General features: G+C 55.5%; 16 protein-coding genes, 4 tRNA genes and 1 pseudogene. 11 read left to right on the top strand and 10 right to left on the bottom strand.

Annotated elements, in window-relative coordinates; all coding sequences use genetic code 11:
- Window positions 1-54 precede the first annotated feature (54 nt).
- Together JSS95_11725 and JSS95_11720 are read right to left on the bottom strand one after the other, a co-directional pair.
- The gene (locus JSS95_11725) at window positions 55-1,254 is read right to left on the bottom strand and encodes a DUF5009 domain-containing protein (GenBank protein MBS1800481.1); all 1,200 of its coding nucleotides are present in this window, start codon (window positions 1,252-1,254) and stop codon (window positions 55-57) included.
- Between the two features lie 90 nt (window positions 1,255-1,344).
- On the bottom strand, window positions 1,345-1,875 hold the full coding sequence (locus JSS95_11720) for a hypothetical protein (protein MBS1800480.1): 531 nt from the start codon (window positions 1,873-1,875) through the stop codon (window positions 1,345-1,347).
- Window positions 1,876-2,375: 500 nt separating this feature from the next.
- Here JSS95_11720 and JSS95_11715 point away from each other — a divergent pair, with 500 nt between their 5' ends.
- Together JSS95_11715 and JSS95_11710 are read left to right on the top strand one after the other, a co-directional pair.
- On the top strand, window positions 2,376-8,039 hold the full coding sequence (locus JSS95_11715; GenBank protein MBS1800479.1) for a hypothetical protein: 5,664 nt from the start codon (window positions 2,376-2,378) through the stop codon (window positions 8,037-8,039).
- Window positions 8,040-8,066: 27 nt separating this feature from the next.
- On the top strand, window positions 8,067-8,357 hold the full coding sequence (locus tag JSS95_11710; protein ID MBS1800478.1) for a hypothetical protein: 291 nt from the start codon (window positions 8,067-8,069) through the stop codon (window positions 8,355-8,357).
- Window positions 8,358-8,446: 89 nt separating this feature from the next.
- On the opposite strand, the gene JSS95_11705 is transcribed toward JSS95_11710, so the two are convergent.
- On the bottom strand, window positions 8,447-8,587 hold the full coding sequence (locus JSS95_11705) for a transposase (GenBank protein MBS1800477.1): 141 nt from the start codon (window positions 8,585-8,587) through the stop codon (window positions 8,447-8,449).
- A 118-nt stretch (window positions 8,588-8,705) separates the two neighbouring features.
- Window positions 8,706-9,113, bottom strand: a complete 408-nt coding sequence (locus JSS95_11700; protein ID MBS1800476.1) for a hypothetical protein — start codon at window positions 9,111-9,113, stop codon at window positions 8,706-8,708.
- A 635-nt stretch (window positions 9,114-9,748) separates the two neighbouring features.
- Between JSS95_11700 and JSS95_11695 the strand changes: the two genes are divergently transcribed.
- On the top strand, window positions 9,749-10,837 hold the full coding sequence (locus JSS95_11695) for a hypothetical protein (GenBank protein ID MBS1800475.1): 1,089 nt from the start codon (window positions 9,749-9,751) through the stop codon (window positions 10,835-10,837).
- A 130-nt stretch (window positions 10,838-10,967) separates the two neighbouring features.
- Here the strand turns inward: JSS95_11695 and JSS95_11690 are convergent, their stop codons facing one another.
- On the bottom strand, window positions 10,968-11,309 hold the full coding sequence (locus tag JSS95_11690; protein MBS1800474.1) for a hypothetical protein: 342 nt from the start codon (window positions 11,307-11,309) through the stop codon (window positions 10,968-10,970).
- Between the two features lie 81 nt (window positions 11,310-11,390).
- Here JSS95_11690 and JSS95_11685 point away from each other — a divergent pair.
- Window positions 11,391-11,774 (top strand): annotated as a pseudogene (locus JSS95_11685) (recombinase family protein).
- Between the two features lie 663 nt (window positions 11,775-12,437).
- Here the strand turns inward: JSS95_11685 and JSS95_11680 are convergent.
- Together JSS95_11680 and JSS95_11675 are read right to left on the bottom strand one after the other, a co-directional pair.
- A tRNA-Pro gene (locus JSS95_11680) sits at window positions 12,438-12,514 on the bottom strand.
- Between the two features lie 35 nt (window positions 12,515-12,549).
- Window positions 12,550-13,089, bottom strand: coding sequence for a DUF4112 domain-containing protein (locus JSS95_11675; protein ID MBS1800473.1), 540 nt, complete (start codon window positions 13,087-13,089; stop codon window positions 12,550-12,552).
- A 74-nt stretch (window positions 13,090-13,163) separates the two neighbouring features.
- Between JSS95_11675 and JSS95_11670 the strand changes: the two genes are divergently transcribed.
- The 5 genes from JSS95_11670 to JSS95_11650 all read left to right on the top strand — a co-directional run bounded on the left by JSS95_11670 (window position 13,164) and on the right by JSS95_11650 (window position 15,939).
- Window positions 13,164-13,238, top strand: a tRNA-His gene (locus tag JSS95_11670).
- Window positions 13,239-13,281: 43 nt separating this feature from the next.
- Window positions 13,282-14,079 carry a DUF72 domain-containing protein gene (locus JSS95_11665; protein MBS1800472.1) on the top strand — a complete coding sequence of 266 codons (798 nt, stop codon included), beginning with the start codon at window positions 13,282-13,284 and terminating at the stop codon, window positions 14,077-14,079.
- Window positions 14,080-15,123: an alpha/beta fold hydrolase gene (locus JSS95_11660; GenBank protein MBS1800471.1), complete on the top strand. Its 1,044-nt coding sequence runs from the start codon at window positions 14,080-14,082 to the stop codon at window positions 15,121-15,123.
- A 39-nt stretch (window positions 15,124-15,162) separates the two neighbouring features.
- Window positions 15,163-15,756, top strand: a complete 594-nt coding sequence (locus JSS95_11655; protein ID MBS1800470.1) for a hypothetical protein — start codon at window positions 15,163-15,165, stop codon at window positions 15,754-15,756.
- Window positions 15,757-15,862: 106 nt separating this feature from the next.
- Window positions 15,863-15,939, top strand: a tRNA-Arg gene (locus tag JSS95_11650).
- A gap of 11 nt (window positions 15,940-15,950) precedes the next feature.
- Here JSS95_11650 and JSS95_11645 read toward each other — a convergent pair.
- A complete protein-coding gene (locus JSS95_11645; protein ID MBS1800469.1) occupies window positions 15,951-17,189 on the bottom strand; it encodes an MFS transporter in 1,239 nt (412 codons plus the stop codon).
- A 178-nt stretch (window positions 17,190-17,367) separates the two neighbouring features.
- Here JSS95_11645 and JSS95_11640 point away from each other — a divergent pair, with 178 nt between their 5' ends.
- Window positions 17,368-18,471: an acyl-CoA dehydrogenase gene (locus JSS95_11640; GenBank protein MBS1800468.1), complete on the top strand. Its 1,104-nt coding sequence runs from the start codon at window positions 17,368-17,370 to the stop codon at window positions 18,469-18,471.
- Window positions 18,472-18,477: 6 nt separating this feature from the next.
- On the opposite strand, the gene JSS95_11635 is transcribed toward JSS95_11640, so the two are convergent.
- Window positions 18,478-19,440, bottom strand: a complete 963-nt coding sequence (locus JSS95_11635; protein ID MBS1800467.1) for a tetratricopeptide repeat protein — start codon at window positions 19,438-19,440, stop codon at window positions 18,478-18,480.
- A 303-nt stretch (window positions 19,441-19,743) separates the two neighbouring features.
- Here JSS95_11635 and JSS95_11630 point away from each other — a divergent pair, with 303 nt between their 5' ends.
- Complete coding sequence (locus JSS95_11630) at window positions 19,744-20,673, top strand: hypothetical protein (protein ID MBS1800466.1); 930 nt, start codon at window positions 19,744-19,746, stop codon at window positions 20,671-20,673.
- 29 nt (window positions 20,674-20,702) lie between these two features.
- On the opposite strand, the gene JSS95_11625 is transcribed toward JSS95_11630, so the two are convergent.
- Window positions 20,703-20,778: transfer RNA gene (locus tag JSS95_11625), tRNA-Thr, on the bottom strand.
- Between the last annotated feature and the right edge of the window lie 54 nt (window positions 20,779-20,832).

The raw sequence follows: 20,832 nt of genomic DNA, 5'->3' as shown, positions 1-20,832 counted from the left end.
ACACGGCGGAGCATCGTCCCGCCGTGTTCTTTGCGTAGGTGCCCATGCGCAAGATCAGATGCGCAGGAAGATGTTTCTGCGATACATCCAATAGAGCGCATACCAGTAGATCAGCAGCGTGAGGCCACCGAGAACAAGCGGTTCGAGCCCGGCGCCGAGCAGGTAGAGGACGCGATCTCCAAGGTTTGTGCGCAGAGAGGACTCGACGAAGTCCTCCCACAGATGCGCAATCAGGTATGCCGCGATGGAGTTCATGCCGACGACGACGAGCGGAAAAGCAAGCCTGCGATGTCCGCGCTTGTCGATCAGCCATGAGAAGGCGGCGAGGAAGTAGAAACAGATGCCGCCGCTGAACAGGGTCCATGCCGGAGTCCAGATGCGTTTGACGATCGGGTTGATGCCGAGGACATGAAGTAGTATGCCGCCTGCGACAAGGCCGGTTCCCGCGATGAGGAAGCGGCGAAAGGGAATCTGCGGGGCAGCGGCGATGAGCCACCGTCCAGCGAAGAGGCCCAGCAACATGGTGCCCAGCGTGGGGATAAAGCTGAGCGTGAGATAGCCGCCGCTGTTGTAGGCAAACGGCGAAGTGCGTGGAAAGAGGTTGAGGAACCAGACGTCGAACGCTTGTCCGAGATTGGCGTTCTTGTTCCAGTGCGCGGCAAAGCCATGTAGAAGATGCGAGTGCCATTCGGGCGAAACGCCGACCGAGGCGTAGTCGAAGTTCGCAGGAGGCAGAGGATACAGCGCCCACGCCAGCCAGTAGCCGAAGAGTATCGCCGCAAACGCTGTCCACTGCCATCGCGGCTTGCAGAAGGCGAGCAGAAAGGCAAAGGTGTAGCCTAGGCCAATCTGCGTCAACGTGTCTTCAAAGGTGAAGTAGGTGATGGGGCGATGGATCGAACGCAGAAAGATTCCCAGTGCGACAAGAACGATGCTGCGCACGATGGTATGCACGAGGCTGTGGGCGAATGTTTCGCCCTTTCGTTGGCGGCTGCGGATGGAGTACGGCAGCGCCACGCCGACGAGGAAGGTGAACGACGGCTGGATCAGGTCGTGCAGCCCGAACCATGTCCATTCCACGTGAGTTTGGTTGAAGGCGAGCACGTGCCAGAAAGCGCTCTGGGGAAAGGCGCGAGCGACGGCGGAGAGGCGAAGCACCTCGGCCATCATGAGCAGCATGACGAGCCCGCGGTAGGCGTCGACCGCTACATTGCGAGGTGGCTTCAGCGCTGAGGTCTGCGTGGAAGGTTCGATATCTGCACCGCCTGATTCGATCTGCCACAGGCTACTCTAAATTCCGCGAGGCGGGAAGATCGAAGACAGATTCCGCGGCCTTTGCTTCGGCTATCTTGAAATGACGAACGACTTGAGGCGCGAGCCGTCGTAGTAGTACTGCGTCGCGGCTGAGATGATCTGCTCCGAGACGAACGAGTCACGCTTGATCGCGGCCTTCGTCCCGTAGAGCCCTCGCCAGTGGCCGGGAGGAAGTTTCCAGACGACGGCGAGAGCGGCCACCGGGGCCGCGGGAATGACATCTTCCGTTTGAAGGCGGTTCTTCTTCAACATGACGATGACGGTCCGCTCAAGCTGATGCTGCTGCTCGTCCTGTTTGATGAGTGCGATAACGAAGGACGAGTCGGCCTTGGGGTGGAAGTTGCCAACCGCGACGCCGGGGCACTCGCCGGGGTGATTTCCCTTCCAGACAGGGAGATCATTGGCTGCGAGATCCTGAGGCTGAAGAATCTTCCAGTTGTCCTGCTCGACTGCGGATCGTACGTAGTCGGGCATGACGTTGATGCAGGCTTTTGGCTGCGCATGGCAGCAGAGAGGGAGGGCTGTGAACGTCGCGATTGCGGCGCATCTCGTGAAGTTCATACCCCTATGTTGATCTGGGTCAGAGGTTTAAGCGATACATCATTTGTGGGAGAACTGCCGATCCGCGAGCCAATTTACTGAGTAAATGGTCGGCCTTAGAGGACGATTTTCGAAAAATTGACCCATTTCGACTGCAATGTCCAAATGGTGCGCCTCCGGTCGTCTCTAGCTCAATCGAAGTGCTGCAAAGGCCGCTCGAAGAGGTATTTAGGTCTTTGTGACAAGGGAGAAATAGCCTCTTGCTTCCTAAGTTCGCTCCCCCAATTTTGGAAATTGTTAAGAAACTTTAGATTAAACCCGACGGCCAGGACTTTTCCATTTAGGCATATCCGCAAGAACCTCCACAAGACCGCGAGCCACCCTTCTTTGAGCAATACCCATATCGGGGGATTAATACAGATTCTAGTTCCGACTACTTTACGGAAACGTTGTTTCCAAATCGAGTTTGTTCAATTTGATGTAACTCTGTTCCCCAGTTTGCTGAGAAAGGGACTGTTACGATGTTTATCTGCTTTGGTAATTCACGGGTGCTACGTGCGCTTTTTCCCAATAAATTTATCATAGCCTCCCCTTTTACGCGCATAGGCAAAAGGCATAGGAATAGCTGGCGCGACTACGTTAAGTATTTTGCTGTAGCGATTGCACTGTTGGCTGGCCTGCCATGCTCTGGTTGGGCACAGTATGATTTCCTGCCCCAGGTAGGAATCAAGACGTTTGCGACCTACCAAAACTCCGAAATCGATAGCGTCGATTTGTCTTCCGGTAATGTGAATCTGCACATACCCTTAGTCGGTTTCCCGCAAATTGGAGGAAAGCTCCGCCTCAATTTCGTTGTCCGGTATAACGAACCTCAATGGATGCTGGTTATGGGAGCCGTCCAAGGATCGCAGGGCGGCACTTATCCCTTTGTGTCAAGTGGATTCTGGAAACTCAACCTCAATCTTAGTAATGCGAGACCGCTTGGAGTAGTTGTATCCCGCGATCAAGGCGTCAGCTCTTATGAGAATGATACTGATCGAATAGGTTACTTATCAGACGGGACTCAGGTCCCCTATACGGTTTCAACCTTCGGGATTCGAGATAAGTCCGGTGCTGAGCACGTTGTAGGTGTGAACACAGGAAACGCTCAAGCAATCTCTTTCCAATCACCAGACGGCTCGGGATGGCGACCAATTGCAGGGGTAGGCTATCAAGACAAGGACGGCCTTATCTATACACCCCACAGTGCAGGCGTTTCTGGTACTACGCTTAGCACATGGGACATCAGTGATGCTCATGGACACACGATTGTTAGCGATGCCAATGGGTGGCTTGATTCGATGGGGCGCAGGATTCCGGGAGCCTGGCAAGGACCAGGGGCTGGGTTCTTCGGAAGTTATCCTCCATTAGAACAAGACCCATATCCAGGGGTTGTAACGAGTGATCTTTCGCATTGTGATTCGACGGCGATTTCAGCGCGACAGTGGGTGGTACCCACTTCTACCGACGCCGGTGGCACCCAATCTTATTATTTTTGCTATTCAACATACTCAGGAAAAACTGCGTTCAACTTCCTGGGACTTGTAGATGGCAGCATCTACTTAAAAGCCGACGACCAGCCGACGTCAGCGGTGCTTCTCTCAAGGATTGTATTGCCGAATAACACATTCTATTCGTTTCAATATGATCCCAATTTCCTTGAGCTTATTGGCGTAAACCTTCCGACCGGAGGCTCCGTTTCCTATGAATGGTCGACAAAGATTTGGGATGGTTGCTCGACTTCTCTTCCAGTGAAAAGGATGGTGACGAAACGCACTGTCACTTCCGATAGCGGAACTTCGGTATGGACCTATAAATGGGATTCCGGCAACTGCAATGCTGCGCCGGGAGATGCGCCGGATGTGATCATTAGCAGGCCCGACGGCAACGATGAGTGGCACCACCGTTATGTTGCAAACAGCATAGCTGATCCATCACATTGGATTGTCGATACCTATGCTGGAGCAACGAACGGCGATCCGGTCAACGCTATCGGCACTCTGCTGAAGCGCGTCGAAACTTTTACCTCCTTTCGCCAAAGTCCATTGTTCCAGGCAAATCCTTCCGCACCTTCTGGCTCCGACGCAAACGGAAACCCAACATGGTATCAAGATGGCTCTGTGCACGAATATTTTCCCGGGCCAGTCGAAAAGACGATTACAACTTTATATGACAAGACCAGTCAGCAAATTCAAACGAGTCAAGAAACCGACACAATTCCTGTAGCTTCAACGGGAACGTTAACTTATTGGAATCCAGACAACTACAGCAATCCGCAGGCGAACCAATGCACACCATGCACACACTACAACGATATAGCAACCGTTCGAGATTATGACCTTGTTCAAGGCTCAGGCAGTGGACCAGGAACGTTGCTCAAGCGAACAGAGACGTCCTATCGATTTCAGGATTCAAGTGGCCAAGCCTATGCTAATGCAGGGATGACAAGCCTTCCATCTCAAGTCCAAGTCTTCGATGGCAGTGGTACACAGGTAGCGCAAACGAAATACTCCTATGACGATCCTGGATATTCGTCAAATGTTACAGCGGGTGAATTGACGTCTACGACGAAATGGATTGATGCTTCTTCTTCTGTGCAGGCGTTTAACTACTACAGCGCCGACGGCACATGGGCTGGCAGTAAGGACGCAAAAGGAAACCTGACCACAGTGACTTCGTTCGACTGCTCGGGACTGTTTCCTTCGCAGGTGACAAGCGCCTCCGGGACTTCGGTTGCCGAATCAGTCACCTACAGCCACGATTGCAATACAGGAAAGGTGGTGTCATATCAGGATGCGAACGGCAAGACGACCACTTACCATTATGCAGACCCTCTGGATCGAATAAGAACGGTTGACTTCCCGGACGGCGGGCACGTCACCGTCAACTATACCGATGGAGCCAATTCAGCGGTAAATGTCGTGACAGATACCGGCGGACCCCAAGGGGTGATGTCGCAAACTGCGTCTTACGATCTACTAGGCCGCACGGTTAAAGTACAAACCAGTACAGGCAGCGACAGTATTTCCGTGGATACCACCTACGATCCGATGGGCCGGGTTTCTTCTACTTCAAATCCGTATTCCAGTACGGAAGGCTCGGCCAGTGACAAAGCCATCAACACCTACGATGCACTTGGAAGGCTGCATATTAGGACAAATCAGGATGGCACGACGCAGACAATCAATTATTCCGGCAATGTGACAACAACGACCGATGAGGCAACAAACTCCTGGCAGCGTACCGTTGACGGTCTTGGAAGGTTGATCCAAGTGGTCGAGCCGAATGGCGCTGCAACAAACTACACCTATACGGCGAGAGGCGATCTTGCTTCGGTGACACAGCCCGGTTTGATCGGCGAGACTGCCAGGAACCGTTACTTCTTTTACGACTGGCTTTCACGGCTAGACCAGACTTACAACCCGGAGTCTGGATGGATTTGTTACGGATATGGCTCCAATCCAGACATCGGCGGGCCTAAAAACTGCAATCCTGACTACGATGCCAACGGCAATGTGCTTCACAAGACGGATGGCCGTGGAGTTCTTACGAGCTATAGCTACGATGCGCTCAATCGCTTGACGCAAAAGTCATACAGTGATGGTACGCCGACGGCGACATTTGGTTACGATGGCAAGATGGCCGATGGAACGGCTTTATCGACTGTCGGAATAACGTCGAATAATTCCCTTGGCAGACTTTCCGCTATGAACGTCGGCTCGGATTTCGGTCAGGCATATAGCTACGACGAGATGGGCCGCATCACGCTTGAGACTTACAAGCTACCCAACTCGAATCAATTGGATTCGGTCAACGCCTGGTACGACCTGTCGGGCAATCTGGTGAACATTCGCTACCCGAACGGATACCTGATCAGCCAGGGATGGGACGTTGCCGGACGGCTCACCTCGTCTGCCCTCGTCAACGTTGCAGGTACACCGCAGTCTCAGAGCTATCTGCAATCTGCCCAGTACCACCCGGACGGGACTCCGGCCAGCTTTACTCTAGGCAACGGAGCGATCCAGACATTCACGGAAAACAACCGGTTGCAGCCGCAGTCGATCACTGTTGGCTCTACCCTGTCGAGTCTTGGCACGTCACCGTTCTTCTCGCACACTTATTGCTACTCCAATTGCGTCACCGGGGGCGGTGGTACAGCGAACAACGGCAACATCTGGCGAATCCAGGACAACCTCAATGCGGGTTTGACCCAGGATTTCGTTTACGACAGCCTGAACCGTATTCGCAGGTTCTCTCTCGGTGGAGCGGCCTATCAGGACTTCTCCATTGATTCGTTCGGCAACTCCAGCCCCGCAGCGGTGAATGGGCCTGCGGTCTTCAGCTTTGATCCGGGAACGAACCAGGTATCGAACCTGCAATGCGCCAGCTATGTCACGCAAGCTTTTGACGGCTCCGGTAACCAGATGTGCGATATGGACCCCAATGGCGCAGCCCGCAAATATGCTTATGACGCCGAAAGCCGTATCGGCTCCCTCTCCATGGCCAGCAGTTCCACGCCGTTCGAGACCTACAGCTATCTGCCTGACGGAAGCAGGATGGGAAAGAACGGAGCGGACGGAAGCTCAACAGGCTACGTAACCTTTGGTGGAAGTGTCCTTGCCGAAAGAAATCAGGATGGTGCGTGGACAAACTATATCTACGCCAATGGCGGTAGAATCGCCAGGGTGGATGCAAACGATATGGCGATGCACGCGCACGGCACGGCAACGAGCACGGCGGCAGGCTCTTCGGCAAGCTGGCTTATTCATCAGTTGGATGGCTACACGGTCAAAGCCGGAGACAAGCTGAGCTGGCGGCAGTACCAAAGCAACGTTACAGGCGGAATTCAGGACATCTTCTTCTGGGTCTGCGGCAGCAACTACCATCGCAACAATGTGGATACAAATGGTCAGGTAATCAACTATGGGAGCGCTCAAAACGTTTGGCAACAGCGCACCATGGATTTATCGGCATTTGCCGGTTGCATGGTTCAGACCTTCAGACTTGGAACGTGGAACTTCTCAAATCTCGGCGACTGGGATATTTGGTTTGCAGATATGGCTCTTACCAGCGGCGATGGAACGGTGGTTCCGCTCTATAACCGCCAAAGCTCGGTAGCTGCTGACTTCTACAGTAACTCCGCCAATGTCACCAACCCGAGTTTCACGGTCGATTCCACCACTGTCCCCACAGACTCCGGGATGAACTATGCGACAACCTTTTATGCTGGCGACCACTTGGGAACAGCGCAATTGGAAATTTCCTTTGGAGGATGGCCCGTCTGGAAAGGAACCTACTCTCCCTATGGCATGGAACTGACTTCACTCCCCACATCCAACCACTTCAAATTCACCGGCAAAGAACGGGATACAGAATCCGGAAACGACTACTTCGGGGCCAGGTACTACGGCTCAAGCATGGGTAGGTTCATGTCCCCTGACTGGAGCGACAAAGCTGAACCGGTCCCATATGCGAAACTCGACAATCCGCAGAGCCTGAACTTGTACGGATACGTAAACAACAATCCGTTGAGCCATGCTGATGCTGATGGTCATTGTTGTGAATCTGACTTCAACTCGTTCACTGATCATCCTGGTCGGTTCGCGGGAGGGCAAACCGCATACGATCGGCAATTCGCTTCAACATTAACCTCGACAACTAAAGCTATCTTAGGAGTAGCAGTTGTTGCGTATGCAGGGCCTGAGGTATTAGCTGAGGCGGGAGTAGCTCGCACTCTTGGGCAGTCTACTAACGTCGCCGTAAAAGCTCTCGGAGTCGCTGGTGCTGGAGTGAATGCTGCGGCAGATTCTATGAGTGCAGTTACAGGGAAAGACGTTGATACAGGGACAAATCATGTCACTGCCGTTACTAATCCACTGGCCGCATTGGTTTCGGCAACTTTGGGTTCGGCCAGTGCTGGCAGCAATGCCAACGATGCCGTGACAGCGGGCAAAGCGATTACCGCAGTTGCAAGCGGTAAGAGCGTAGGAAATCCAGCCGAAGCACTGGGGTCTCTCGGCGGCGCTGTTGACGCATTAAAGAGCACCGCTAAAGCAATTGGATCGTATATTACAGGTCCGCCAAATTTAGCGGCCCCGCAAGCACCCAAACCTCCAGGTTGCTCCGTTGCGGGAGCTTGCCCGTAAAATGTGATTGCCAGATAAAGGAGATTGATGGCGGAAGGAATGAAAACTTCAACGTTTGTGTTGGTTGAGCTTGGCTTGTTAGCCGGTATCGTGCTTGCAGCGTTTACAGTACCCAGAAGCACGTCTCTTCTTTCGTTTTTAATTATTAGTGGCGGTTTCTTTGCTCTTGCAAACGTGCTGCTCATCAGACGAAAAAGACGACTTCTCCGTACTGAAAGCAATGGAGGTAACTTAAAGAGACCCACAAATTATTGGCTATGGACGCTGCTTGCCCTGTATTGGGCGTGGACTCTTCTTGCACGATTTCATCACCAGTAACAATAGGCTATTAACAAGGGGATCGGGCCACCTGGGCGGGTGGCCCATACATCAAAACCCAACCAATCCCTCTGGGTGGCTGTAGAAGGTCAAGAGGTTGTTCCATTGCCGAGTCTGCTGCTTGGCGGCATTTGGTTGAGGCTAGCATGGGGTCGATGGAGGTTGTAGAAGTCGACCCATGGCTGGAGTTGGTCATTCTCTTTCCTCTGAGCTGGACCAGTGTTCGGCATAAGCCCATTCCCGGAGAGCGGTCTGATTGGGACATTCGAGCGAAAGCTCGAACCGCATTTTTACTCTCAGCCCTCATGAGCGGTTCAACTATTCGCTACGCTTTAGAGGCAAGAACTACTATTCAAGTGATTGCCACCAGTCGTTGACTGCATATTCGGCGTCTTCAATGGACATCTTGGCTTCACCACCTCGTTCGGCCCAGATTCGTTGAACGCTGCGTAAACTGATTCCCCATCTCATCGCCGCGCGCTTTTGCGCGTCAGTTAGTGAGACCCCGGCAGCATAGAGACCGCCGATGTAGTGGCAGATGGCCTGTTTTTGTGAGTCGTCCACTACCGGTTTAGGGCCTGAAGGACTTCCAGGAAGCCCTTTCGTCGCATCTTTGGCGATCTTCCTGACAAGCCGGTTGAGCAGGAATGGCGCGTATTGCAGAACGGATTCAAAGGCCCATAGCTTCGATACGGATGGTTCGGGTTCATCGTCGAGAAGCGCGGTGATCTGTTCTCTTGTACGAACATGCTCCATCTTCCGATGCACTCGTCCCGAAAACTCCCAGAGCCATTGGGCCACGCTTTCAATCGTTGAAAACTGCGTAAGTCTGGCAAAGGCATTGTCGATTGCGGCCAGGAGCCGGTCCCGCGTCTCAGGTTTCAAAGCCTAAATCCTCCGCCAAATCTATCCCCCACCCATTATGGCGGATGCAGCCGCAATGTTTTAGGGGCTTATTGTGGCGGACAGAATCCAAGATTCTTCTCTCCATGAGCAGGAGAGAGCGGAATGCGGCTGAGGTAAATTCCGGGAACGCGGTTGCCCCCTCCGCGCCGGTGCTGAACCAGCCTACAGGTCTACAACCGCCGGTCGAAAGCCGGAGGCTCTCTCCTGTTCAGCCTAAAAGGGGGTGGGAGTTTGAGGGCGAAGCCCTCAACAGCGCCGCAGGCGCTGTGCCTTCCCCATCCCAAGACGACGATACCCAAAGATTGATCGAATTCTTTCTCCTGCTGGACGCATGGGACCGGAGGCGCAATGACTCTCCGGTCATGTAGCGGCGATTTTCCGGCGCTGCTGAGTTGCAGGCTGTGTCTAATAGCCTGCAACTCACGTAAATTTACGCGATCCTCGACTCTTCTGATTTTCTTCCCGCCCTCCACGAAGGAAATCGAATGATCGATAAGACCGACGTTCGGATTGCCTGGGGCACACCCTTTTCAACAGAAATGGAAGAAATCGGGAAGCAGCTTCGACGTGGCCAAGTGGCACCGTTTCATCCCTCAAGGTTCTATTCCTTTGTAGGAAGCCTGCGCGAAACCCACAATATCGATGCGATATTGCACCTCAACTACCGAGGGAAGAACGGGAGGGCTAGCAGCAAACTGGAAATCATCGATGCTGGCAAGAAGACAATCCTTGAGATGGCGCAAATCATCAGGCGAGTCTTCGACATCGACCCGTTTCAATGTGAGTTAATGCGGCTCGATCTTGCTTCAGACATTTCTGGCGTGCCGGTTCATGTGTTCCGCGATTTAGCTCGATTCAAATACAAGCGATTTTCGAGTCGAATCGAAAAATCGTTTGAGACTGAAATGGAGTTTACAGCGATGGGAACTGCGGATGCGCAGACGTTCTACGCCGGACGCAGGCCGAACTTCGTAAGGATTTACAACAAGATTAAGGAACTTTATAAGCAATGGCTCAAGCTAAAACAGAGCTGTGAGCGGTTCAATAAGCAGATGCAACGCCTTGAAATGTCGGAAGAACAACGCTATTACGGATCACGGTACTATCCAACGTTTGAAGAATTTTTGAAAAACGAAGGCATTGAGCACGGCCAGGGCCTAACCCTCACACGCATCGAGCGGCAGATCAGTGGTTCAAGGTTTCCGAAGGAATTGCGCCTTTTCGGAGACCTCCGTCGCGCTCATCTTTTCAATCCATACGCATCCATGACTATCATGCCGTCGACGAAGATTCGTTCCTTTGAAAGTCCACCAAAAGGCGTCTCGATACGCGACTGGCTTGCCGCCTATGGCTTGAATGCCTTATGGAATGCGTGTGGTGATGCTCAACAAGCCTTTTCGTTTGTTCAGAAGCATGGAAATGGAAATGGCAAACGTGTACTAGATTCGTTATTGAAGATATTGCCGTCCGAACGTCCACCGATCACAGCAGCAGAGATATTGGACTCCTACGTTCGCTCCATTGAGCGTCAGCAAGTCGGATTATCTGCGAGTCAGGATATACTAACCCCCTAGGCATGGTGAAACGAAGCAAATTTCCGAAGGCTGCATTGGAGTTTTTTCGGCAACAAGGTCGAATTGGCGGCCTCAAGCGTGCTCAAAGCCTCACAGCCAAGCAGCGGAGCGAAATGGCACGAAAAGCTGTTCAAGTGCGATGGGCCAAGCAAAAGGCGGACAAATCAAAGGAGCCATTGTCATGACTGAAGCCGTGATCTACACTCGCGTATCCAGCCGCGAACAGCAGGATGGATATTCTCTCGATGCGCAGTCCAAGCTGCTGCGCGAATACGCGCAACGAAACGGATTGCGTATCGTGCAAGCGTTCGAGGATGTGCAGACGGCAAAGGAAAAAGGCCGCAAGCAGTTTGCCAAGCTGGTGGAGTTCTTTAAGCGCAACCGCACATGCCGCATTTTGCTGGTCGAGAAGACAGACCGGATTTCTCGCAACTTCCACGACGCCGTGACACTGGAAGACCTCGACATTCAAGTCCATTTCGTAAAAGAAGGACAGGTCATCTCGAAGGATTCGAAATCACAAGCAACGCTTGTCTACGGTTTCAACCTCGTGATGGCGCGCCATTATTCGAATAACCTGCGCGAAGAGGTGAAGAAAGGTATGCACGAGAAAGCATCTCAAGGTATCTTTCCCGGCCATGCTCCATTCGGCTATAGGAATAACAAAGCGGAACGCACCATCGAAATCGATCCTGAAGATTCCATTACGGTGCAGCGGATGTTTGAGTGGTACGCGACTGGCGCACACACGCTCACGACGATAGCTAAAAAGATACGTATCGAGACGGGTAAGACGATTAGCCGCGCAAACATCCATCGTATTCTCACGAACCGCTTCTACATCGGTACGTTTCTTTGGCGAGGGGAAAGGTATCCCGGCACACATCCGGTATTCGTAAAGACTGAACTATTCGAGCGTGTGCAAGCTGTCCTCACAGGCCACAACAGGCCGAAGTATTCCAAGCGCGAAATTGCCTTCCGTGGACTCATGCAGTGCGCCTATGACGGCTGTATGGTCACAGGCGATATTCAGAAGCAAAAATACGTTTATTACCGCTGCACGGGGCATCGCGGCAAGTGCGACCTGCCGCGTTTCAGGGAGGAAGACCTTGCCCAACGCCTGGGAGAGCCGCTGAAGGGCCTCCAGGTGCCGCAGGAAGTCGTCTCTCGCATCGTTTCGACGCTAAGCAAAGACAAGCAGCAGGCCGCCAGCAGAGCAAACGCAGAGCAGTCGCGCCTTGAGGCTCGATTGGTTGCTATCCGTAAGCGGCTGGACGGGGCCTATGCGGATAAGCTCGACGGAAAAATCCCGGAAGACTTCTGGGAACGGAAGATGAGCGACTGGCGGATGGAAGAGCAGCAGGTCAGAATGGCAATGGACGGCCTGAATAACGCCGAAACCGGCGACCGGGCCTTAGACGCGCAAAAGATTTTCGAACTCGCAAATAAGGCCTATTTACTGTATGTTTCGCAGGATTCCGCCGAAAAAGCCAAATTGCTCAGAATGCTATTTTCGAACTGCGCCGTTGACGCCGTAAGTGTAATGCCCACATACAGAAAGCCCTTCGACATCATCTTCAAAAGGGCCAAATTGGAAGAATGGTCGGGGCGGAGGGATTCGAACCCCCGACCCTCTGCTCCCAAAGCAGATGCGCTACCAGGCTGCGCTACGCCCCGACTGACTTCAGTTTATCGCATCTCCAGCGACGGGCCTAAAACCAGGTGTGGAACTGGACATTGACTCCAAAGAGCTGGTGCATCAACCCATTTGCCAGCCAGGCTAACAGCAGCATCGGAAGCAACATGATCGCGAAGAGCAACGTACAGAGAACGCCCAGGAATATCCAGCTCTGGATGCTGTGTTTTCTTGGTTCATACAAGCTTCCGGTCAGCAACGCGTAGTTTCGCCGGTTGGCGCGCCATGCGATGTCGAACATATCTCCTACAATGGGGATTGATCCCACCACAACCTCGATGCCCACATTGGCGACCATGCGCGCCACGGTGACATAGGGCACACCGCGGATCCACGCGGCGAGAATGATGATGCACGATGCGATCCCACCGATGACATCCCCAATCCCCGGAACAACGCCAACGATGCCATCGAGTCCAAAGCGAATGGAGGTGCCGGGAATCCTGATAAAGTCATCGAGCACATGCGACAGAATGTCGAGATTCTCATCGTCGAATATCCCGCGAGCGCGACGCACACGGGGGGAGAGTATCTCGGGCTGGGCGGGAGGCTGCATTCCTGTATCCGTTCCGGGGCGGGGGGACAATTTCTCCGCAAACCTCGCTATGATGCTACAATTTAAGTCATACGGCGGCTATAGTTCAGTGGCAGAACGCCGCTCTGTGGCAGCGGATGTCGTGGGTTCGAACCCCACTAGCCGCCCCAAACATCCTTACGACTCCACCGAGCACCCCAGCGGAACCCTTTCGTGCCCCGCGCCCCCCAAGCCGCACTTCCCGATTCAGTAACAGCACAGGCAGCTGCCTCTACACGCATCTTTGGCGGGACTTCAGGTTGGGCATATCCCACCTGGAAACCCGCGTTTTATCCCGACAAGCTTCCTACCAAACGATTCCTCGAGTTCTACGCCACACAACTCAGCTCTGTTGAGGTGAACTACACCTTTCGCGCCCTTCCGACGGCGACGATGCTCGAGAACTGGCTCGCCGCGACGCCTGACTTTTTTCGTTTCAGCTTCAAGGCTCCGCAACGCATCACCCACATCAAGAGGCTGGCAAACGTCGAGGCAGACGTAGCTTACTTTGTCTCTGCCCTGGAACCTGTACGCCAGGCGGGCAAGCTCGGCCTGCTGCTCTTCCAGCTTCCACCGAACATGAAGGCGGACGTTACTCGCTTGACTGCCTTCCTCGCTACTCCCGCTTTGCGTGCTGCGGGAGCGCCCGCCATCGCGTTCGAGTTCCGCCACGAGTCCTGGTTCACAGGCGAGATCTACGATGTGATGCGCGCAAATAATGCCGCGCTTTGTATCGCCGAGAGCGACGGTCTTGCCACACCTGAAGTACACACTGCCTCCACTCACACCAGTTTCCGCCTGCGTCGCACGGGAGCCTACACACAGGCTGAGATTGAGTCATTCGCTGCGCGCTTCTCTGCCCTGGCGAAGGACCGCGATACGTACATCTACTTCAAACACGAGGATGAACCGACCGGAGCACTCAACGCTGTCTCCTTCCTCGAAGCGCTCCGCAAGCAGGCGCACGGCTAGATGGCTACTGTACTCGAGTCCATCGCCGGTCACACGGCACACGCAACGAACTTTGCTCCACGCCGCTTCGTTGCAAACGGCCATCTACAGACCATTCTCGGCAACTTCCTTCCACGGGCCAGCTCGCTTCCCCCGGCTGAGACTGTTCTCGTCGAGGCCGCTCCAGCAATCGACAATCAGATCGCCAGCCGCGTGCGCTGCGACTGCCACTGGCAACCCGCAGACGTTCGCGCACACCGGCCGACGGCCATCATCGTGCACGGGCTGGAAGGCTCTTCCAGCTCACAGTACGTTATCGGCAACGCCAATAAGCTATGGCGGGCGGGCGGAAATGTCATTCGCATGAACATGCGCAACTGTGGCGGAACGGAGGGGCAGACGCCAACGCTGTATCACTCCGGACTATCGAACGACGTTGGAGCTGTGATGCGTCACTTCATCGCAGAGCAGCAGCTTACATCGATCTCGCTCATCGGTTACTCCATGGGTGGCAATCTGGTTCTAAAGCTGGCCGGTGAACTTGGCTCCAATGCTCCCGCACAACTTCATTCCGTTATTGGCGTCTCTCCGGCGATCGACCTTGGCCCTTCGGCGGATGCGCTGCACGAGCCCTGGAACCGCATCTACGAGATGAAGTTTCTCCGGGCATTGCTTGCGCGTTATCGCCGCAAAGTGGCCCTCTTCCCGCAAGCGTACGATCCTGATCGCGCAGACGGCATTCGTTCTATTCGAGAGTTCGACGACCGCATCACCGCGTTCTACTCAGGCTTTACCGGGGCGGACGACTATTATCACCGCGCCGCAAGTGCGCGGGTAGTCGACCGAATCGCCGTTCCAACGCTGCTCATCAACGCTGCCGACGATCCCTTCGTGCGCCTTCTCCCGGCGAGCCGCAAGACGATCACTGCAAATCCGCACATCACCTTGATCGAGAGCCGCAATGGCGGTCATTGCGCCTTTCTTGCCGCTGCCGATACAGCAACCGGCTACGATGGCTATTGGGCTGAGCATACTCTGCTGCAGTATCTGCTCGAACACGCCTGAACGCCGCTTCTTCAGCCCCTTAGCGGATAAGATAAAGAGATGCTTTCCGACTGGACCGTTGAATGTGGCCCCGACGATCCCGTTCTCGTCGTCCCATGGAGCGACCCTGACGACGCAACCCGTCACTTCATCGACCTTCGCGAAAATCCCTACGATCTCGACTGGCTTGAAGAGGCGGCGCAGCACCCACCGCTGCTCCACGCTCTGCGCGCTCTCAACGCTGCCCGGTCACCTGTTTTCAGTGCAAAGTGCGATGTATGGCAGATGGCGGATGACGATCTTGACGCGCTGCGCATGGAACTGGATCTGATCCCCGAAGATTCGCCCGCAGGTATCGCCAGCTATGTCGATCTTGTCTGGCGCGAGCGATCTGTCTTCGTCTCGTTTCATCAGCACGAACAGCTCATGCACCGAATGGCGCGGCTGGCCGCACCGCTCGATCATCATTACGCCATGATGGAGTGCGTGCTACGGCCAGCGCTGGTTGACCTTGCCGGCCCGCGGGAGGGCTTCGCGATCAGCCTTTACATCAAAGCAGCAGGTCACAACCGCGAAACCGCAGAGCAGCATTGGGGAGCGGCATTGAACGACGTCGCCACACTCATTCGCAGCCGCGCCTTCACGGCCGTCTAACTCTCGCCCGCAGGCATCTCGGCGGTTCCTCGGGCAACTGACATACCGCTCATTTAGAATGAAACAAGAAGCGACTCCGGCCACGTAAGAGTCCTTCAACAGGTGTGGGCGAGTAGCTCAATCGGATAGAGCACGAGCCTTCTAAGCTCGGGGTTGCAGGTTCGATCCCTGCCTCGCCTACCACACGCTGCCCGTCAGGCTTCCATCAATTCGTCTTCTCTGGTGTGATGGCAGTGATCCTCAGAAGCATCGCGCCGGCCCATGGCATGACGAACTCCCGCAAGCAGCATCAGGCAGATCGCCAGGCCACACACTCCATTCCACTGCCAGTGGACCCAGGCCAGGGTCGCCAAAGCCGAACCGATCGCTGCGCCGATGAAGTACACCGTCATATAGACCGTATTCAGCCGGCTGCGCGCCGATGGATCCAGTCCGAAGATGCGGGTCTGGTTCGCAAGCTGACACATCTGGGCGCCGATATCCAATGCGACGACTCCAACCGACAGCGCGACCAGATGCCATCCCGTCGAGACGTGCATGAGCTCCTGCCCCCAGAGAAAGAGGTACGAGACCGTCAGCACGATCATGCCCACGGACAGCACCCAGCGCGAGCCATGCTTGTCGGATAGCCGCCCCGCCAAGGGAGCAACCAGCGCGCCTGCCGCTCCTACCAGTCCGAAGGTTCCCGCAACTCCGGCCCCCAGGTGGTAGTGACTCTTCAGCAAAAATGCCAGTGTCGTCCAGAAGCAGCTGAACGAGGCAAACACCAGTGCTCCGACGTGACCCGACTCACGAAGCAGCGGCTGGGTGCGGTAGAGCGTCCACAACGAGCGCATCGCGTCGCCATACTTCAGGTCCTGTTTTGGTGGAAGCTTCGGCATGATGCGCCATAACAGCGGAACAAAAACAGCGTTCATCACGGCCGCAACCACAAAGACGTATCTCCAGCCATGAATGTGGCTGACCCAGCCTGCAAACGTGCGCGCCAGCAGGATGCCAAGCAGCAAGCCAGTCATCACTGTGCCGATGGCGCGGCCTCGCTGGTCATGACTCACCAGGTCCGGCGCAATTGGCAGCGCCACGTGGGTTACAGAGGAGAACGCGCCAATCACCACCGATCCGGCAATCATCCACGCCAGGGAAGGAGCTGCCGCGACGAGCAGCAGCGCAATAGCCACCGCAGCGTACATCCGCATCATCAGCGAACGCCGCTCCAGCACGTCGCCCAGTGGAACAAAGCACAGCAGCCCGATCGCATAGCCAACCTGAGTTGCTACCGCGATGAAACCGGTCTGCCCTGCGGCAGCCCCGTATGTCCGGCCAATCTCCTCCAGCAGCGGCTGGTTGTAGTACATCGTCGAGACGCCGACGGCGCAGGCCAGCCCCAGAAAGGGCAGCGGCGCTCTCGGAGCTGTATGGGATTTCTTCGTCATTCGTTCACGATGTGCAATACCAGTGTAGAACCTTCACTCCGCTACGTCGTTAGAACTCTATTCACTCGGCCCGCGCCGGATGCTAGACTCGCTTCTTTCGCGGTTTGATTGGAGATTGGAGCAACGGATGCACGAGCAACATCGGTCCGCGCTCACACAAGTGAGTGAAGATGAGCGGATGTTTCGCGATACAGTGCGCGACTTCGCCACCAGGGAAATTGCACCTCTCGTCCGTCGGATGGACGAGTCGCAGCAGATGAACGCGGAGTTGCTCCGGCAGCTCTTCTCGCTGGGCCTGATGGGAATCGAAATTCCCGAACAATACGGCGGCGCGGGAGGAACGTTCTTTGAAGCAATCCTCGCCGTTGAGGAGATCTCGACCGTCGACCCCGCCGTAGGCGTGCTCGTCGACGTGCAGAACACGCTTTGCATTAACGCCCTCGCTCGATGGGCAAATGAAGATCAGAAGAAAAAATACCTGTCGATGCTGGCCTCGAACACGATCGGCGCCTATGCGCTCAGCGAGGCCAGCTCCGGCTCTGACGCATTCGCCCTTGAAACACGCGCCGTAAAACAGGGCGGCAACTACGTTCTCAATGGACAGAAGCTCTGGATCACCAACGCGAAAGAGGCTGGTCTCTTCATTGTCTTCGCGACCATCGATCGCTCTGCCGGCTACAAAGGCATCACAGCCTTTCTCGTCGAGAAGGACACGCCCGGCTTCTCGCTCGGCAAAAAGGAAGACAAGCTGGGCATACGCGCATCGAGCACATGCGAACTGATATTCCGCGACTGCCTTATTCCCGCCTCGCAGGTCCTGGGAGAACCTGGCAAAGGCTACAAAATTGCCATCGAGACGCTGAACGAAGGCCGCATCGGGATCGGCGCGCAAATGCTGGGCCTTGCGCAAGGAGCCTGGGGCCACGCTGTTCGCTGGGCCAAAGAGCGCAAGCAGTTCGGTAAACCGATCGTCGATTTCCAGGCCATGCAGTTCCAACTCGCTGAAATGGCAACCGACATCGAAGCCGCGCGCCTGCTCGTCTATAACGCCGCACGGTTGAAAGATGCGAAGCAGGAGTTTCTCAAGGAAGCAGCCATGTGCAAGTACTTCGCCTCGCAGGTCGCTGAGCGCGTCGCATCGCTTGCAGTAGAGGTTTACGGAGGATCGGGTTTTGTGAAGGATTACCCGGTGGAAAAGCTCTATCGCGACGCCAAGATCGGGAAAATCTACGAAGGCACCAGCTTCATGCAATTGGCAACGATCGCAAAGCTGACTCTGTAGCGCCGTTCAGCCGGCGCGAACCAGCCGTCCCCGCCGGCTCACGATGGAAAGCTTCTCGGCCTTCATGATCTTCCGCGCCTGATCGCGCGCATGGCTGGCCCACGGACCCACAGGATCGAGACGCACATACGTCAGCCAGTGGCGAAGCGCCCGGCGTCGATGCCCCTGCCGTTCGTAGGCCAAGGCAAGGTTGTAGTGTGCATCGGCATACTGCGGGACCAACGCAACCGCTTTCTGATATGCCACGATCGCCTCGTTAAGCTGCTGCATCTCGTCCAGCACGTTACCAAGATCGAAGAAGGCCAGAGCGTACTCCGGATCGGCGCTCGTCGCACGGCGATAGAGTCTCTCAGCCTTCGCAAACTGCCGCAGGTTGTAGTGGATTGTGCCCAGATTGATCAACGCCGGAGCATGTTCCGGCTGAACGGAAAGAATCACCTCGTAGAGCTCGATAGCGTGTGAGATCGTCGCCGGGTCCTCTTCCATCTGGACAGCACGCAGAAACATCTCCTGCAGGTCCGCCGCCCGCTGCGAAGGAGTCGCGGTCTTCTGCTCGCTGGCATGAACGATCTCCAGCCGCTGCCCTGACAATGAATCGAAGTCGAAGGCAAGCTGCTGCGTCAGCGGATCGACCAGCGCGCCGTGATGGCGAAACGTCAACCGTGAACCGCGCCGTACCGCAGAGGCTTCCAACAGCGGATTGCGCAAACCGGCGGCGCGCTGCATTGCCTCGACGGAGGCGCGAATACTCTCCGCGGTAATCCGCGTCCGTGCCTTGGCCGCGCTCGATTGCAGATCGCGCAGCGTCCGAAGCTGTCCCAGATCTTCAAACGTGTATTGTTCAGCAGGGGAGATCAGCCCTGCCCGCTCCCACGACGATATCTGTCGCGTATGCAGGTGCAGGATACGAAGCGCGTCTTGACGGCTATATCGGGTCACGTTGGCGTCTCGCAGGTAACCGTCTTTCATAGCAGAGGCTGAAATCTATTTGGAGTATGCGGTGAAGAAGCCGCGCCAATCAAGCCTTTTACGGCCCACCGCATTAAATTTCCGTGGATAACCTGTACCAAATCGGGTTCCCCACGCATTCTCCTACTCAACACCGTGACGCCCTTGCCATCGACGGCCTCATTCTCTATAACTTTGCCGAGGAGAACTACACCGATGCTTCGTTCCCGGCTTCATACTGCGCTCTTTCTCACACTACTCATCGCCACACCAGCAGTCCGCGCGCAGAAGGCCGACCTCAATTTCCTGAATCACAATCAACCTATCCTGGATGCGCACAACTGCTACCCCGGCGACCACGTGCAGCGAGCCCTCAACTCCGGCTTTCCCGTTTCTATCGAGCAGGACCTCGCCTGGTATGTAGACCCAACGACGCACAAAGGCCGCGTCGTCGTCACGCACACCGACAAGCCTGTAGGCACTGAGCCGACGCTCCGCGCATACTTCTTCGACCAGGTTAAGCCCATCGTCGAAAAGGCTCTCGCCGAGCACAAGACAGAGCAGTGGCCGCTCATCGTGCTCCACTTCGACTTCAAAACCAACCAGCCGGAGCTTCTCAGGACCGTATGGCAGTTGCTGGGCGAGTACGAGCCCTGGCTCTCGACGGCGAAGAAGACCGCCGACCCCAGCGTGCTCACGCCCATCGAGCGGCGACCCATTCTCGCCATCACCGAGGACTCCGACGAGCAGGAGAAGGTCTTCTACAACGATGTTCCGGTCGGCGCGAAGCTGCGCCTCTTCGGCTCGGCCCACGCCAGCAAGATCGCGGCCGACTCACCCGAACAACTGCACCATCGTCAGGCGACGATTCCTCCTGAAGAGCTTCTGACCGAGCACCCGACCACCTACCGCCGCTGGTGGAACAACTCCTGGTACGTCGTCGAAGAGGGCGGGGCGAGCCGCGCCGGCGACTGGACCGACACTGACAACAAACGTCTTCGTGCGCTGGTTGACCACGCCCATAAACAAGGCTTCTGGATTCGCTTCTACACACTCGACGGCTTCGACCCTGCGAAGAACCAGGGATGGGGCAGCGACTACAACTTCGGCTCCATGAACGCTGTCATCCCGCGCTGGAAGGCCGCGATCGCAGCCGGCGTGAACTTCATCGCCGTCGATCAGTACGAAGATGTGGCGCCTTACATGAACCAATACGCCAGGTATCTGCGGCCATCGGCAAGCGCACGTCACTGATTCTGAAAGGTTTGCCACTAAAGGAGGAATGGAGCCGATGAGCGGATTTGAACCGCTGACCTACTGATTACGAATCAGTTGCTCTACCAGCTGAGCTACATCGGCATTGCTTTGGGAGTCGTCGGAGGGCCACCCGCCCGTCCGGAAACTCCTTGATTT

This window comes from Acidobacteriota bacterium (assembly GCA_018268895.1).
GTDB lineage: Bacteria > Acidobacteriota > Terriglobia > Terriglobales > Acidobacteriaceae > Edaphobacter.
This window is presented reverse-complemented; position numbering and strand designations above follow the sequence as displayed.